The sequence below is a fragment of the Xanthomonas sp. CFBP 8152 genome (genome assembly GCF_014199025.1).
Classification (GTDB): domain Bacteria; phylum Pseudomonadota; class Gammaproteobacteria; order Xanthomonadales; family Xanthomonadaceae; genus Xanthomonas; species Xanthomonas arboricola_B.
Genome location: NZ_JACHNO010000001.1, coordinates 917,053 through 931,940 on the forward strand (window position 1 = coordinate 917,053; position 14,888 = coordinate 931,940).

The 14,888-nt window shown below is 64.5% G+C and carries 14 protein-coding genes; 9 read left to right on the plus strand and 5 right to left on the minus strand.

All coding sequences use genetic code 11. The annotated features are described in order from the left end of the window. Positions 1-33 precede the first annotated feature (33 nt). The 7 genes from nudE (at position 34) to FHT09_RS03770 (ending at position 5,023) form a co-directional block, all read left to right on the plus strand. Positions 34-582, plus strand: a complete 549-nt coding sequence (nudE, locus tag FHT09_RS03740; protein ID WP_016905001.1) for an ADP compounds hydrolase NudE — start codon at positions 34-36, stop codon at positions 580-582. After that, positions 579-1,379, plus strand: coding sequence for a 3'(2'),5'-bisphosphate nucleotidase CysQ (gene cysQ / locus FHT09_RS03745; protein WP_024939266.1), 801 nt, complete (start codon positions 579-581; stop codon positions 1,377-1,379). Before nudE ends, cysQ begins: the two co-directional genes overlap by 4 nt. A gap of 177 nt (positions 1,380-1,556) precedes the next feature. Then, positions 1,557-2,516, plus strand: coding sequence for a nucleoside triphosphate pyrophosphohydrolase (gene mazG, locus FHT09_RS03750; protein WP_104605639.1), 960 nt, complete (start codon positions 1,557-1,559; stop codon positions 2,514-2,516). Beyond that, a complete protein-coding gene (locus tag FHT09_RS03755) occupies positions 2,513-2,848 on the plus strand; it encodes a YnfA family protein (protein WP_104536014.1) in 336 nt (111 codons plus the stop codon). Before mazG ends, FHT09_RS03755 begins: the two co-directional genes overlap by 4 nt. Before the next feature lie 267 nt (positions 2,849-3,115). Then, positions 3,116-4,225: a glycine cleavage system aminomethyltransferase GcvT gene (gene gcvT, locus FHT09_RS03760; protein WP_104536013.1), complete on the plus strand. Its 1,110-nt coding sequence runs from the start codon at positions 3,116-3,118 to the stop codon at positions 4,223-4,225. Between the two features lie 145 nt (positions 4,226-4,370). Beyond that, complete coding sequence (gene gcvH / locus FHT09_RS03765; protein ID WP_104536012.1) at positions 4,371-4,766, plus strand: glycine cleavage system protein GcvH; 396 nt, start codon at positions 4,371-4,373, stop codon at positions 4,764-4,766. A gap of 26 nt (positions 4,767-4,792) precedes the next feature. Further along, positions 4,793-5,023 (plus strand): hypothetical protein, encoded by a 231-nt coding sequence (locus tag FHT09_RS03770; protein WP_181141269.1) that lies wholly within the window; start codon positions 4,793-4,795, stop codon positions 5,021-5,023. A 193-nt stretch (positions 5,024-5,216) separates the two neighbouring features. On the opposite strand, the gene FHT09_RS03775 is transcribed toward FHT09_RS03770, so the two are convergent. From FHT09_RS03775 to FHT09_RS03785, 3 genes are all read right to left on the minus strand, one after another. Then, positions 5,217-5,534, minus strand: coding sequence for a hypothetical protein (locus FHT09_RS03775; protein ID WP_181141268.1), 318 nt, complete (start codon positions 5,532-5,534; stop codon positions 5,217-5,219). A 240-nt stretch (positions 5,535-5,774) separates the two neighbouring features. Beyond that, entirely contained in the window at positions 5,775-6,206 is a 432-nt protein-coding gene (locus FHT09_RS20170; RefSeq protein WP_258077190.1) for a hypothetical protein, read from the minus strand. A 641-nt stretch (positions 6,207-6,847) separates the two neighbouring features. Beyond that, on the minus strand, positions 6,848-8,191 hold the full coding sequence (locus FHT09_RS03785) for a serine hydrolase domain-containing protein (RefSeq protein WP_172454262.1): 1,344 nt from the start codon (positions 8,189-8,191) through the stop codon (positions 6,848-6,850). Between the two features lie 369 nt (positions 8,192-8,560). Between FHT09_RS03785 and FHT09_RS03790 the strand changes: the two genes are divergently transcribed. Together FHT09_RS03790 and FHT09_RS03795 are read left to right on the plus strand one after the other, a co-directional pair. Beyond that, entirely contained in the window at positions 8,561-9,922 is a 1,362-nt protein-coding gene (locus FHT09_RS03790; protein WP_104605635.1) for an MFS transporter, read from the plus strand. Between the two features lie 850 nt (positions 9,923-10,772). Next, positions 10,773-11,126 (plus strand): DUF1304 domain-containing protein, encoded by a 354-nt coding sequence (locus tag FHT09_RS03795; RefSeq protein WP_104605633.1) that lies wholly within the window; start codon positions 10,773-10,775, stop codon positions 11,124-11,126. Positions 11,127-11,372: 246 nt separating this feature from the next. On the opposite strand, the gene FHT09_RS03800 is transcribed toward FHT09_RS03795, so the two are convergent. Together FHT09_RS03800 and FHT09_RS03805 are read right to left on the minus strand one after the other, a co-directional pair. Beyond that, complete coding sequence (locus FHT09_RS03800; protein WP_104605631.1) at positions 11,373-13,847, minus strand: acyl-CoA dehydrogenase; 2,475 nt, start codon at positions 13,845-13,847, stop codon at positions 11,373-11,375. After that, entirely contained in the window at positions 13,844-14,767 is a 924-nt protein-coding gene (locus tag FHT09_RS03805; protein WP_181141267.1) for an alpha/beta hydrolase, read from the minus strand. The genes FHT09_RS03800 and FHT09_RS03805 overlap by 4 nt, the downstream gene beginning before the upstream one ends. Between the last annotated feature and the right edge of the window lie 121 nt (positions 14,768-14,888).

The following is a 14,888-nucleotide window of genomic DNA, read 5'->3' on the forward strand; positions in this document are numbered from 1 at the left end:
TCTATCGGTCGGCTTCGCCGCTGCGTGCTGCGCATGAGCCCGCGCCTGCCGACCATCCACAAGATCACCGATCTGGGCGACGGGCCGTTCCGTCGCCAGCAGCTGGATCTGGAGTTTTCCAATGGCGAGCGTCGCCTTTACGAACGCCAGCTCAGCCAGGGTCATGGCGCGGTGGTGGTGGTGCCGATGCTCGACGCGCAGACGGTGTTGCTGGTGCGCGAATACGCCGCCGGCGTGCATCGCTACGAGCTGGGTCTGGTCAAGGGCCGCATCGATGCCGGCGAGACACCGGAGCAGGCCGCCGACCGCGAGCTCAAGGAAGAAGCCGGTTACGGCGCGCGCCAGGTGCAGGTGCTGCGTGCGATGACGCTCGCTCCTACTTATATGAGTCACCAATCCTGGTTGGTGCTGGCACGCGACCTCTATCCCGAGCGCCTGGTGGGCGACGAGCCGGAAGAGATGGAGGTGGTGCCCTGGCCGATCGCCCGTCTGGACGAATTGATGCTGCGCGAAGATTTTTCCGAAGGCCGTTCGCTGGCCGCCTTGTTCATCGCGCGCGAGTGGCTGGAGCGCAACCCATGATCCGCATCCCGATGGAACTGCGCGAAACCGTGATCGCCATCGCCCGCGAGGCGGGGGCGGCGATCATGGATGTCTATGCGCAGGATTTCGCGGTGCAGATCAAGGACGACGCCAGCCCGCTGACCCAGGCCGACCTTGCCGCCAATCGTGTCATCGTCGAAGGCTTGCGCCGGGTCACCCCGGACGTGCCGGTGCTGTCGGAAGAATCCGCGCACGTGGCCTGGGAAGACCGTCAGTTCTGGACCAGCTACTGGCTGGTCGACCCGCTCGACGGCACCCGCGAGTTCGTCAAGCGCAACGGCGAGTTCAGCGTCAACATCGCACTGATCCATATGGGTGCACCGGTGCTCGGCGTGGTGCAGGCGCCGGTCGATGGCCGGGTCTGGTATGCCGCGCGCGGCGAGAACGCCTACCGCCGCGATGGCGACCGCGACGAGATGTTGCACACGCGTACGCCGGCGGCCACGCCGCTGCGGGTTGCCGCCAGTCGCTCGCACCGCGACGCCCGCACCGCTGCCGCGCTGGAGCGCATGGGCGAGATCGATGTGGTCGCGCAAGGGTCGTCGTTGAAGTTCTGCCGCATCGCCGAAGGCGACCTGGACGTGTATCCGCGCTTCGGCCCTACCTCCGAGTGGGACACCGCGGCCGGCCAGTGCGTGCTGCACGCCGCCGGCGGTGTGCTGCTGGCCGGCGGCACCGGCAAACCGTTCCGTTACAACCGCCGCGACACCTTGCTCAATGGCGATTTCATCGCGCTGGGCGATCCCAATCTGCCATGGCGCAGCTGGCTGGTGTGAGCATCGCCGACAGCTGCCTGCGCGCCCGCCGGAAGGCTCCGACGGCTGCGTGCAATCCCGATGCAGTCATGTCCAACGCGGTCCTTACGCATCGCCTGCCGCCAGGTGACGCGGTACTTGCTAACGGCATCGCTTGGCCACGCCGCTCAACTGCACCACATCTGCCAGGAACCCACCATGTCTCAGTCCCCGCCGACCGGCGACCTCCAGCGCCTGCTGCAGCTGATGGCGCGCCTGCGCGACCGTGAGCACGGTTGTCCGTGGGATGTGGAGCAGACCTTCGCCAGCATCGCGCCGTACACCATCGAAGAAGCCTACGAAGTCGCCGACGCCATCGATCGCAACGACCTGCCGGCTCTACGCGACGAGCTGGGCGACCTTCTCTTGCAAGTGGTCTTCCATGCGCAGATGGCCGCCGAGCAGGGCGCGTTCGGATTCGCCGACGTGGTCGCCACGCTCAGCGACAAGCTGGTGCGCCGCCACCCGCATGTCTTCGCCGAGCAACGCGCCGACGATGCGCAGGCGGTGAGCGCCAACTGGGAGCAGATCAAGCGCGACGAACGTCGCGCGGCGGGCCATCAGGACGACTCCGCGCTCGCCGGCATCGCACGCGGCCTGCCGGAATGGCAGCGCTCCACCAAACTGCAGGCGCGTGCGGCGCGGGTCGGTTTCGATTGGCCCGGCCCGGCCCCGGTGCTGGAAAAGCTGCAGGAAGAAATCGAGGAGCTGCGCGTGGAGTTCGGCCGTGGCCCGGTCGCCGACAACCAGGCCCGGCTGGAGGACGAGCTCGGCGATGTGTTGTTTGTCTGCGCCAACCTGGCGCGCCATGCCAGGGTCGACGTGGGTGCGGCGCTGCGCCACGCCAACCTCAAGTTCGAGCGTCGCTTTCGCGCAATGGAAGCGCAGGCGCAGGCGAATGGCACCTCCTTGGTCGCACTCTCGCTGCAGCAACAGGAGGCGCTGTGGCAACAGGTCAAGCGCGGCGAACGCGGCGGTGATCCGTCTGCTTTCGGTCACCTGGCTGCCGCAACGCCTGTCACTGACGCGCCGGCGGTCGGCGATCAGGCGCGCGACACCTCCGAGCTGCAGCAAGCTGATGCCGGCAAGCAGGGCGTCGGCAAGCCAGGCCGTGCATGAATGTCGCACCGACCACGCTGTTGTTGTTCGCGGCCACCGCCATCGCCGAGCTGGTCGGTTGCTACCTGCCTTATCTCTGGCTACGTAAAGGCGGCAGCATCTGGTTGCTGCTGCCGACGGCGTTGAGCCTGGCCATCTTCGTATGGTTGTTGAGCCTGCATCCCGATGCCAGCGGGCGCGTGTATGCCGCCTATGGCGGGGTCTACATCGCCAGTGCACTGGTGTGGCTGTGGTGGGTGGACGGGGTGACGCCGACGCGTTGGGATCTGCTTGGCGCAGCGTGCTGCCTGCTCGGCATGGCGATCATCATGTTCTCGCCGCGCGGCGTCTGAGCGCGCCTTCGCAGCAACGTCGGCGTTTCGCAACGCGCGGCTGCCTGCTCCGTTGCGGCGAGATGCGCAACGCCGACACCTTGCAGGTGCAGGCGTCCGGTTGATCGGGCCAGGCACGCGCGTCGCGCCGAGGCAGCGATGCTGCAGTGCGGCGCGATATGGCGCGGCCAGGTCCGGCTGGCGCAGCGCGCTGCTGCGTGGCCTGCGCCGTTCCCCCAAGCGCGGCCGGGCGGCGATAATGGTCCTCTTTCCCTTGGACCGGCGCGCATGACCCAGAAGACCATCCTCAACGACACCCATCGTGCGCTTGGCGCCAAGATGGTCGACTTCGGCGGTTGGGACATGCCGATCCATTACGGCTCGCAGCTGGACGAGCACCATCAGGTGCGTCGCGACGCCGGCATGTTCGATGTCAGCCACATGACCGTGGTCGACCTGCACGGTCCACGCGTGCGCGAGTTCCTGCGCTACCTGCTCGCCAACTCGGTGGACAAGCTCAAGGTCTCCGGCAAGGCGTTGTACACCTGCATGCTCAATCCGCAGGGCGGGGTGATCGACGATTTGATCGTCTACTTCCTGCGCGAGGACTTCTTCCGCCTGGTGGTCAACGCCGCCACCCGCAAAAAGGACCTGCAGTGGATCGGCGAACAGGCCGCAGCTTTCCAGGTGCGCGTGGAAGAGCGCGGCGACTTTGCGATGATCGCCGTGCAAGGCCCCAACGCGCGCGCCAAGGTCATTGAACTGGTGGATCCGGCCGATACCGCAGCGGCGAGCAAGCTCGGCCGTTTCGCTGCGCTGCAGACGCGCTCGCGCGATGGGGTGGAGCTGTTCCTTGCGCGTACCGGTTACACCGGCGAAGACGGTTTTGAAATCGTGTTGCCGCAGGAGGCAGCGGTGGCGTTCTGGAACGCACTTCTCGCGCAAGGCGTCAAGCCGGCCGGTCTGGGCGCCCGCGACACCTTGCGTCTGGAGGCCGGCATGAATCTCTACGGCCAGGACATGGACGACACGGTCAGTCCGTACGAGGCTGCGCTGGCCTGGACGATCGCCCTGGACGACGGCCGCGACTTCATCGGTCGCGCCGTACTCGAGTCGCAGAAAGCGCAGGGCGCACCGCGTCAGCTGATCGGTGTGGTGATGGATGAGAAGGGCGTGCTGCGGCATGGCCAGACCGTGCTCAGCGCCAGCGGCGAAGGTGAGATCCTGTCCGGCACCTTTTCGCCCACGCTCGGCAAGGCGATCGCGTTCGCGCGTGTGCCGGCCGGCAGCATCGATGCGCTGCGCGTGGACATCCGTGGCAAGCAGGTGCCGTTGCGCGCGGTGAAGTTTCCGTTCGTGCGCGACGGCCAGGCGCAGCCCGGCGTCCTTGGCGAATGAGTCAAATGCTGCCGGACATGCAAACATCCGGCGGCGTGCAACATCCGTCGCCACCCGCCATCTGCCGACACGCGTGCACCTGTCTTGTCGTGCGGTCTAAACTAGCCACCTGTCCCCAACCCCTCAGTTTCCCCGGAGCACACCCATGAGCGAGATCCCTGGCGACCTCAAGTTCCTAAAGTCCCACGAGTGGGCCCGCGTCGAAAGCAGCGGCCGCGTGACTGTCGGCATCTCCGACCATGCGCAGGGCTTGCTGGGCGACTTGGTCTATGTCGAACTGCCCGGCGTCGGTGACACCGTGCAGGTTGGCAACGGCGCGGCGGTGGTGGAGTCAGTCAAGGCCGCCTCCGACGTCTACAGCCCGGTCAGCGGCACCGTCGTTGAGGTCAACAGCGCACTCAGCGACAAGCCGGAAACCATCAACGAAGACGCCTACGGCGAAGGCTGGATCTTCGTGGTCGAACTCGACGACAAGGAAGAGCTCAACGACCTGCTGACGCCGGACGACTACGCCGAGCTGCTGGAAGACGACGCGCACTGACTTCGCCTGGCCCGTCGCAGACCCGGATGGCCGCTCGTTGGAGCGGCCATTTTTTTTGCCTGCGCGGCGGTGGCCGCGTGCCGATCCTGCCCGACGACGGCGTGCATCTTGCCGATCTGCACGCGACCGATCAGTGCCGGCTGTCGATCGCGGCCCATGCCGTTGCCGATGTTCGACAAATCGCACTTGCCCGTGGTCTTCGCGCGCCACATCGTCCAACACGATGCCAGCATCGCGGTGCCGGATTTCTGACGTGAGCTAATCGTGAGGAGATGGCGTGCAGCCGGTGAAGAATGTCTGCAGCATCGCGTGCGTCCAACATCGGACACGGTGTGCAGTGCATGCCGTTGGCAGCGCATGCGGATGCACGCATGGGTCGAGAACCGCGCAATAAGTTTGCGCATTTTTGCTTGTGCGACGCCTCAGGCAAGCTTGGCGGATAAAAAATTTTCAGCTGGCGGACAGGCGGTGCGCACTGCGGCGAGAAGGTGTGCGCCGCTCCATCGGTGCAGCGGACAACGGCGCGCTTGTCTGCATCGCAAAAAAAAAACAGCACAAAAGAAGTGCTTTTTTGAAAACGCCGTTGCACGACCGCATGCGAAGGGCAGCTGTGCGCGGCATCGCGCAGCGTCTTTGGGGCATCTCGACGGGGCGCATGGCGACGAGGTGTTGAAAAAAAAATGCAAAAGACTGTTGACAGTAAAAAAAAGCGTGATTAGGTTTCGCCCAGCAGACGTTGCTGCGAAAGAGAGTGAGCAGGATCAACATCAAGCCGACACGCTTGTTTCAGATGTCCACCGAAGCGCTATCCACGGTGGAGCTGGGTCCGCTTCTCTCCAAAAAAGCAGTAGTCGCTCCGATCACGCACCCGCGTCGCAGTTCGATGCGGGTGTTTCTGTATCCGTCCCGTCGCGCATTACCTGCGGATGGTTCCCGACGACGGCGTGCCGTTGCGGGGTTTGCTTCAACTGGGCGTTTCACCTCCATAGTTCACTGACGAGGAGCCAATTACATGGCCACTGCAAAAGCTGCGAAAAAGAAACCCACCGCCAAAAAGGCAGTGAAGAAGACTGCCGCCAAGAAGGCCGTCAAGAAGGTCGCCAAGAAGGCGACCGCCAAGAAGGCAGTGAAGAAGACTGCTGCCAAGAAGGCCGTCAAGAAGACTGCAAAGAAGGCAACCGCCAAGAAGGCAGTGAAGAAGACTGCAAAGAAGGCAACCAAGAAGACTGCCGCCAAGAAGGCAGTGAAGAAGACTGCGAAGAAGGCGACCAAGAAGACCGCCGCCAAGAAGGCAGTCAAGAAGACCGCAAAGAAGGCAGTCAAGAAGACCGCCAAGAAGGCAGTCGCCAAGAAGGCGACCAAGAAGTCCGCCACCAAGAAGACTGCCGCCAAGAAGCCTGCTGTGAAGAAGGTCGCCAAGAAGAAACCGGCCGTTCGCAAGAAGAAGGCCGCTCCGGTCGCGCTGCCCGCAACCCCGGCGCCGCTGATCTGATCCGCACTACCCGATCGCCGTAAACATCGAGCTCTCTCCCCGACGCCCAGCGGGGAGGGAGCTTTTTTATTGGTCCAGAACGTCCATGATCGAGGACGTGGCGGTCGCACGCAGGCAGCCGAAGCTATGGCTACCGGATGCGCCGCGCTCTGCGTGACGGGATGTCAGGCCGAAGCGTTGTGGCTATCGCCGCCCTATTCGCCACTTGCGATTCGCCACCGCTTGCGCCGGTCCATCCCTTCTGGTGGGCTGGACCGCTGCGCCGCCCGCCCAGCTGACCATCGTCTGTCCCGATCGGTAGTGCCGCCATCGGTTGGCGTAGCGGTGCGATGGGTTGGTCGCGCCAAGCGAGGGAGATGCATTGGGCAGCATCATGTGGCGACGAACCACCGCCCGCTTTTCAGTCAGGCCTGACGCGCTTAGTCGAAAAGGTGAATCAGACGTGCGCCTGCCATGACCGTCATCGCATGGCCATGGAGCGATGCCCGGCTTCCGGCCACCGATGTCGACAGGCCCGATTCGATCCTGCTGGCCAGAAACGACACAGGCGGCCGAAGCCGCCTGTGTGCGAGGTCGCAGCAACGCCGACTCAGCGCGGCGATGCCACCGACTTGCCGGACGAAGCGCCTTTGCCGGCAGGGTCGGGACGCTCGGCCAGCATGTTCTCGCTGCCGAAGTCGCCATCCACATCGATATCCAGCCAACGCTTGGCGGGCAGGCCCAGCGCACGATCCAGAATGGTCGGCAGCATGCCGGAGGGCAAACCGCTCTCGCCGTTCCACATGATTGCGATGCCGAGATCGCGCTCGGGCAGCAGTGCGACCAAGCCGCGGTAGCCTTGCACTGCGCCGGCATGGAAGACGACTTGATGGCCGGCGTAGTCGAACACGCGCCAGCCCAGCGCGTAGCTGGCAGCGTCCACGCGCTCGTGGCGCCAACCCGAACGCATTTCCCCTGGTGTGGAGATCAGCGGCGCGTGCAACGTCGCCAGCAGCGGCGCAGGCAGCACGTCGGTACGGTGGCCGGTGTGCGCGAGCAACCACTGCGCCATGTCGCTGGCGCTGGCATTGACGCCGGCAGCGGGGGCGAGGCGGTAGTAGGTCGGCTTGGGCGTCAGCGACACCCAGCCATTGCGGCTGCGCACGTGTGGGCGCGCCCAGCGTGGACTGGCCTGGATACCGGCCAGACCCATGCTCGCATCGTTCATGCCCAGCGGCTTGAAGATGCGGCGTTCCACCGACTGCTCGTAGAAGCTGCCTGACGCAGCGAACACCACATCGCCAACCAGGCTGAAAGCAACGTTCTGGTACGCATAGCAATCGCCGGGCGCGCAGCGCAGCGGCGCGGCCGCAAGCTTGTGGCTGAGCGAGTAGTAGTCGACGTTGGACTCGATATCGTTGTCGTAGGCATTGCGGGTCAGCCCGACGCGGTGGCTGAGCACCTCGGCAACGGTGAGTTGCCGGGTGGCGACGTTATTGCTGAGCTGGAAGCCGGGCACGTAGTCCACCACCTTGCTGTCCCAACGCAGCACGCCGTCGTTGACCAGCAACCCGGCCATGGTGCCGGCAAAAGCCTTGGACAGCGATGCAAGACGGAACACGGTGTGGGCATCGACCGGCTGCGGGTGATTGACGTCGGTGACGCCGTAGCCGCGCGCGCTCAGGACCTTGCCGCCCTGCACGATCGCCATCGCCATGCCGGGCAGGCGATTGCCGTAGGTCAACTGATTGGCCATCGATTCGAACGCGGCCACATCGAACCCGGCAGCCGGGGCCAGCACCTGGCTGGCCGGGAGCGACGCACGATATTGCAGCGGAGCGGTAGGCGACTGCACGACGGTGGCCGGCTGCAGCGCAGAAGCAGCCGGCGCGGGTGTCTGCGCGGTGGAAGAGAGGGCCAAAGGCAATAACGCCCCGAGCAGCCCGATGGCCAACGGTCGGAACCGTCGGCGCCTGCGCATTTGAGTCATGATCATCCCGCCTGTTCCACTGCCTCCGGCGATTCTAGCGCCGCGCTTCGCAATAGCACAAACTGCCAGAAGATGAATGGGCATCATATTGATCCTATTGATGATTTTAGGTTCATAAATCGACTTGCTCGGCGCCTTTGCAGCGCAGCGCGGGGCCCGTACGGAGGCAGCTGCAAGCTGCGTGCCGTACTCGCACGCGATCGATATGGTCCGTGCCGCCCGCTGCCGCTGGTGATGCAGCGCGGCATCGGCTAACTTGCGCGCTTGTTTCGCGGGTGTTGCCGCTGCCATGTCCCTGCTGTCGCGCCCGTTGATGCGAGCGAGCCTTACCCGATGACCAGCCCATCTCCGCCGCGCTCGGCGGCTGGCCGTCTGAATGCGGCATTGCGCAGCTCGCCGCCGCTGGCGTGGTCGTTCCTGTACTTCTTCTGCCTGCTCAGCGGCTACTACGTGCTGCGTCCGGTGCGCGAGGCGATGAGCGCGTCGGCGGATGTTGAAGCGATCTTTCCCACCGGCATGATCGCCTTCTTCGCTGCGCGCGGCATGCCGCTCAAGGACTTCACCCTGCAGGTGCTGTTCACCTGCACCTTCCTGATCATGGTGTTGCTGCAGCCGGTCTACGGCGCGCTGGTCAGCCGCCATCCGCGCCGGGTGTTCCTGCCGGTGGTATATGGCTTCTTCATCGCGACCCTGTTGCTGTTCTACGTGTTGTTCGACAGCGGCGTGCCCGGGCGCGGCATGGCGTTCTTCTTGTGGGTGACGGTCTTCAACCTGTTTGCGGTGGCGGTGTTCTGGAGCTTCATGGCCGACGTCTTCAGCAATGCCGAAGCGCGCAATTACTACGGTTACATCGGCGCGGCCGGTACGCTGGGCGCGTTTCTCGGGCCGATCCTCACCCGCACGCTGGTCGAGCGCATCGGCATCGCACATCTGATGCTGGTGTCGGCCGGGTTCCTGACGGTGTGCGTGGTCTGCGTGCTGCGTCTGCGCTTGTGGGCGGTTGCGCGCGAGCAGGAGCGACAGCTGAGCTCCGGCGAGGTGCCGATGGGCGGCGATGTGCTGGGCGGGCTCAAGCTGATCGTGCGCGAGCCGTTGCTGCGCTGGCTGGCCTTTGTGGTGTTGTTCGGTGTGGGCGTCGGCACCTTGCTCTATAACGAGCAGGCAGCGCTGGTACGGCGGCTCTACACGGACGCAGCGGCCGCCACTGCCTATTACGCGAGCATCGACCTGGCGATCAACGCGCTTACCCTGGTCTTGCAGCTGCTGGTGACACGCGCGCTGTTGTCCCGCTTCGGCATCGCACCGGCGCTGCTGATCCCGGGCGTGGCGATCACGCTGGGCTACGCCGTGCTGACGGCCTCGCCGTTGCCGATGATGCTTGCGATCGTGCAGGTGATCACCCGCTCCAGCGAGTTCGCGCTGGCCAAGCCGGCGCGCGAGACCTTGTACACGCGGGTGGAGCGGGAATGGCGCTACAAGGCCGGCGCGGCGATCGACACCGTGATCTACCGCGGTGGCGATCTCACCTTTGTGTGGGTGCACAAACTGGTGTCCGCATTCGGCTCCAGCGCAGTGTTCGGCGTCGGTCTGCTGGTGGCATCGGGCATGACCCTGGGCGCGTTCGGCCTGCTGCGCGAGGCGCGCAAACTGCCCGCAGAACGCGATGCGGAAACGAGCAAGCACACCTCCGACTAGAAGCGGCCAACAAGACGACTTCGTGGGTATCAGGCGGGCGCGACCATTGCTTGGAGCAACATACTGTGGGGGTACCAGCCCGTGTGGATGGTTTTCGTAAAAGCCATCTGCAACTTCCTGGTGTTGAGGGCGTCGCGCATTCGATCGACCAAGGCGTCACCGGATGCGCTAAAAGACGCTGAGCCTTGGAGTTTTGGTTGTCTTGTTCGGGGTAGCTGGGCCAGTGCGGATAGATCGGTTTTACAGCGGATGATCTGCGGCCAGGTTGCAGGGTCCTTGCCCGCCCACCATCGCAGGACACGCCGCAAGTACGTCCGTGTAGGCTCTTACGCGGCATCCATGCCGCGTAAGAGCCCGCGACGGTGAGCGGGCAAGGACCAGTCGAGATGGTCGGTGTGCACAGGCAAGCAGGGCATGACAGGCATTGTTTGCAGCATGCCCAATCAGTTGCCAAGACAAGCCGAGCAGTAAGCAGCAGGATTTCAATGAAGCAACTTAGGGCACCGCGCGCTCGACTCACTGAGCTTTTGACCTTGGCATTGGGCTGCACCTAAGCGATGCCGCTGTTTGAGAACTAGCCGCGTTTGCCTTCGGGCGAGCGTGGCGAGCAAATAGATCAGTTGTAGAGCGCTTGATCTGCAACTCGGCTGCAGCATCTGTGCCCGCCCACCAACCACCGCGGGACACGTCCGCGGGAGACGCCGCCGATTCCGGCAATCGCGACGCTCCGATCGTGCAGGTCCCGTACATCGCCATGCACCGCTGGCGCGATGGGTTCCATCGCCTGCTCTGAACAACAGGACCGCAATCGCAGCTATGCTGACCGTTACATCCACCACGCCGATCCGCCATGTCCCTGTTTGCCATCGCCGCCGGTCTGTGCGTCGCTCTGCTGCACGTCTACATCCTGGTGTTGGAGATGGTGCTGTGGACGCGGCCGCTGGGCTTGAAGACCTTCCGCAATACCCTCGAGAAGGCGCAGGCCACACGCGTGCTGGCGGCCAACCAGGGCCTGTACAACGGTTTCCTGGCCGCGGGCCTGTTCTGGGGCGCGCTCCAGGCCCGCACCGATGTGCTCAGCTTCTTTCTGGGCTGTGTCGTCGTGGCAGGCGGCTACGGCGCCTACAGCGTCAACCGCCGCATCTTTTTCGTACAGGCCTTGCCCGCGCTGATTGCCCTGGCGTTGCTGTGGTTGCCGCGCTGAGGCGGCTTGCTCGCTGTCTGTAGGAGCGGGCCTGCCCGCGATGAGGCGTTACCGGTGGAGCTTCATCGCGGGCAAGCCCGCTCTTACCAGACAGCCCACCGGGATTGCAGTTGCTGGGAACTGGTCGAAGACGCTGACGGCAGGCAGTGCAGTTGCGAAATGCTCGGCCTCCACCACAGCCAGTCTCCACAAACGACAACGGCGGGCCGAAGCCCGCCGTTATCTGCTGTTACCTCGCCCTGAGCCTTACGCCGCTTCGCGCGGTTGCTGGGCCTGCGGCTTGTCGTAGTAGCTGGCCGCGCGCAGCTCGTGCGGATCGAAGTCGTCAACGGTGATGGTGTCCATCATCATCTCGCGCAACTCCTCCAGCTGCCTGCGCTCGTCGCCGGTGATCACGCCTTCGGCCACGGCCTCGTCCAACTGCGCGGTGAAGCCCAGCGCTTCGATGCCCTTGGTCTTGAGCGCCTTGAGGAACTTGCGCTCCACCGGCTCGGCCAGCACGGCCTTGGCCAGATAGCTGGCGATACGTCCGCCCGGATTGTTGGCGCACGGGGTCAGGAACACACCCTGGCCCAGACGGTCGCGCGCTTCGTTCGGCGTCATCAGGATCGATGCCACACGATGTCCCAGGCGGTCACCCGGTGCTTCGGCACGACGGCCCAGCGGGAAGATCAACACCCACATCAACCAACCCACCGGACGGATCGGGAAGTTGCGCAACGCCGCGGACAGCGCGGTTTCGATCTTATGCACGCTGTCATGAAAAGCCCAGGCCAGCAGCGGCTGGTCGGTCGCCGGCGCGCCCTCGTCGTGATAGCGCTTGAGCATCGCGCTGGTCAGGTAGATATGGCTCAGCACGTCGCCCAGACGGCCGGACAGCGATTCCTTGAACTTGAGCTTGCCGCCGAGCATCAGCATCGATACGTCGGCCATCAGCGCCAGGTTGGCGGAATAACGGTCCAGCTTGCGGAAGAAACGCCGCGTGTACGCGTCGCCCGGCGCTGCACCGATGCGCGCACCGGTCAGCCCGAACCAGAACGAACGCACTGCGTTGGAGATACCGAAACGGATATGCCCGAACAGGCTCTGGTCGAACTCTTCCAGGCCACGCCGCGTATCCGGATCCTGCGCCGCCTGCATCTCCTTCATCACCCACGGATGGCACAGGATCGCGCCCTGGCCGAAGATCAGCAGGCTGCGGGTCATGATGTTGGCGCCTTCCACGGTCACGCCGATCGGCGCCGCCTGCCAGGCGCGGCCGGCGAAGTTGCGCGGCCCCAGGATGATGCCCTTGCCGCCGATCACATCCATCATGTCGCTGACCACTTCGCGGCCCATGGTGGTGCAGTGATACTTGGCGATCGCCGATGGCACCGACGGCACGTCGCCACGGTCCACCGCCGCAGCGGTGGCCTGCGACAACGCGCTGATCGCATATGCCTTGCCGCCGATCCGCGCGAGCGCTTCTTCCACGCCCTCGAAGCGGCCGATCGACAGGCCGAATTGCTTGCGGATGCGCGCATACGCGCCGGTCACCACTGCGGCGTACTTGCCGCCGCCGCTGGCCGTGGAGGGCAGGGTGATCGAGCGGCCCACCGCCAGACACTCGTTGAGCATGTTCCAGCCCTTGCCGACCATCTCCACGCCGCCGATCAGCTGGCTCAGCGGGATGAACACTTCCTCGCCATGGATCGGGCCGTTCTGGAACGGCGAATTGAGCGGGAAATGGCGACGACCGATTTCCACGCCGGGGGTCTCGCGCGGCAGCAGTGCCAGGGTGATGCCGATGTCCTTCTTGTCGCCGATCAGGCCATCCGGGTCGTAGGCGCGGAACGCCAGGCCGATCAACGAGGCCACCGGCGCCAGGGTGATGTAGCGTTTGTCGAAGGTGAGTTTGACGCCGAGGACGTTGGCGCCATTCCACTCGCCCTTGCAGACGATGCCGTAGTCGGGGATCGAGGTCGCATCGGAGCCGGCGAACGGGCCGGTCAGACCGAAACACGGCACCTCGGCGCCGACCGCCAGACGCGGCAGGTAATAGTCTTTCTGTTCCGGCGTGCCGTAATGCAGCAGCAGCTCACCCGGCCCGAGCGAGTTGGGCACGCCGACGGTGGAGCTGACCACGCTGGAGATCGAGGACAGCTTCTGGATCACCTTGTGATGCGCCAGCGCACTGAAGCCCAGGCCGCCGTACTGCTTGGGAATGATCATGCCGAAGAACTTGTTCTTCTTGATGTACTCCCACAGCCCCGGTGGCAGGTCGGCGTGGACGTGGGTGATCTCCCAATCGTTGACCATCTTGCACAGCTCTTCGACCGGGCCGTCGAGAAAGGCCTGCTCTTCGGCGCTCAGTTGGGGCTTGGGGTAGTTGAGCAACTTCTGCCAATCCGGGTCGCCGGTGAACAGCTCGCCTTCAAAGCCCACCGAACCGGTTTCCAGCGCGATGCGTTCGGTCTGCGACAGCGGCGGCAGCACCTTGCGGAAGAAGCCCATCAGCGGCGTGGTCAGCAGTGGCTTGCGCAGGAACGGCAACAGTACCGGCGCCGAGATCAGTACCACCAGCACGGCAGCGACGATGGTTGCGGTGAGATTGGCACCCAGCAACCAGCAGGCCACCAGCACACAGGCGCTCAGCGCAACCCAGGTGGCAAGACGCATGCGGTGATAGGCAGCGATGCCCGCCGCCAGGATGACGAGGAGGAACGGTGCAACGATGCTCATGGTCTTGCTCCAGTGACATGCTCGGTAATGTTGGACGCTGCGATGGTGCCAACCGGGGGCAGTGCGTCCAGATAATGCAACACGGTTGCGGTAAACGTGGTGTTGTCGTCGCCGGCCAGCATGTGCGTGGCATCGGGCAAATGCACGTGCTGCGCATGCGGCGCGATCGACAGGAATTCGTTGATATTGTCCGGCGTGACCAGGTCGCTGCGCCCGCCGCTGATCAGCAGCATCGGGCAACGCACCTGCGCGGCGGCGTGCAGCAAGGTCTGCTGCTGTGCGTGCGGATCCTGTCCCGCCAGTTCGTCGACCAGCCGCGGATCCCAATGCCAGTGCCAGCGACCGTCTGCGCGCCGCCTCAACAAGGCCTGCAACTGCTCGGCCGTCTTGCGCGGGCGCTGCGGCATATACGCGGCAATTGCGTCGGCAGCGGCATCCAGCGATGCAAAGCCATCCGGATGCGCGGTCATGAAACGCAGGATGCGCTCCACGCCGGCAGTATCCCAGCGGGGCGTGATGTCGACCAGCACGATCGCGCGAAACAGACCTGGCCAGCGCGCCTCCGCAAGCAGGCCGAACAAGCCACCCATCGATGCGGCGACCAACACCGGCGGCTCGGCCTGCTCGCCTGCCAGCACAATCAAGTCATCAGTGAATTGGGTGGACGAGTAGGGCAGGCCTGGGTCGTTGAAACCGGAATCGCCATGACCGCGCGCATCGTAGGCCAACGCTCGGTAGCCGGCATCGGCCAATCGAGCCGCGGTGCTTCCCCACGCATGCCGGTTCTGTCCGAACCCGTGTGCCAGCAGCACCGTCGCCGCTTGGTCAGCACCTCGCACCGACACGGCAAGCGATGTCTCGCCAGCGTCGATGCGACTGGCAGACGCACTGTGGGCGAGGCTAGGAGAGGATGTGACCATACCTCATGGTATGGACCTGCCCTGGCTGCTGTCAATACTGCCTGGTATGGACGGTTAAGCCATTGAATCGTGGCATTTGTATGTCCTTTTTGTGATGCATACTGCAACTGACTCAAGCGTA

What these genes read in the sequence shown, in the direction of transcription:
- nudE (WP_016905001.1), top strand. Translation starts at nt 34, where the DNA reads ATGAGCCCGCGCCTGCCGACCATCCACAAGATCACCGATCTGGGCGAC.
- cysQ (WP_024939266.1), top strand. Translation starts at nt 579, where the DNA reads ATGATCCGCATCCCGATGGAACTGCGCGAAACCGTGATCGCCATCGCC.
- mazG (WP_104605639.1), top strand. Translation starts at nt 1,557, where the DNA reads ATGTCTCAGTCCCCGCCGACCGGCGACCTCCAGCGCCTGCTGCAGCTG.
- FHT09_RS03755 (WP_104536014.1), top strand. Translation starts at nt 2,513, where the DNA reads ATGAATGTCGCACCGACCACGCTGTTGTTGTTCGCGGCCACCGCCATC.
- gcvT (WP_104536013.1), top strand. Translation starts at nt 3,116, where the DNA reads ATGACCCAGAAGACCATCCTCAACGACACCCATCGTGCGCTTGGCGCC.
- gcvH (WP_104536012.1), top strand. Translation starts at nt 4,371, where the DNA reads ATGAGCGAGATCCCTGGCGACCTCAAGTTCCTAAAGTCCCACGAGTGG.
- FHT09_RS03770 (WP_181141269.1), top strand. Translation starts at nt 4,793, where the DNA reads ATGGCCGCTCGTTGGAGCGGCCATTTTTTTTGCCTGCGCGGCGGTGGC.
- FHT09_RS03775 (WP_181141268.1), bottom strand. Translation starts at nt 5,534, where the DNA reads ATGTTGATCCTGCTCACTCTCTTTCGCAGCAACGTCTGCTGGGCGAAA.
- FHT09_RS03790 (WP_104605635.1), top strand. Translation starts at nt 8,561, where the DNA reads ATGACCAGCCCATCTCCGCCGCGCTCGGCGGCTGGCCGTCTGAATGCG.
- FHT09_RS03795 (WP_104605633.1), top strand. Translation starts at nt 10,773, where the DNA reads ATGTCCCTGTTTGCCATCGCCGCCGGTCTGTGCGTCGCTCTGCTGCAC.
- FHT09_RS03800 (WP_104605631.1), bottom strand. Translation starts at nt 13,847, where the DNA reads ATGAGCATCGTTGCACCGTTCCTCCTCGTCATCCTGGCGGCGGGCATC.
- FHT09_RS03805 (WP_181141267.1), bottom strand. Translation starts at nt 14,767, where the DNA reads ATGGTCACATCCTCTCCTAGCCTCGCCCACAGTGCGTCTGCCAGTCGC.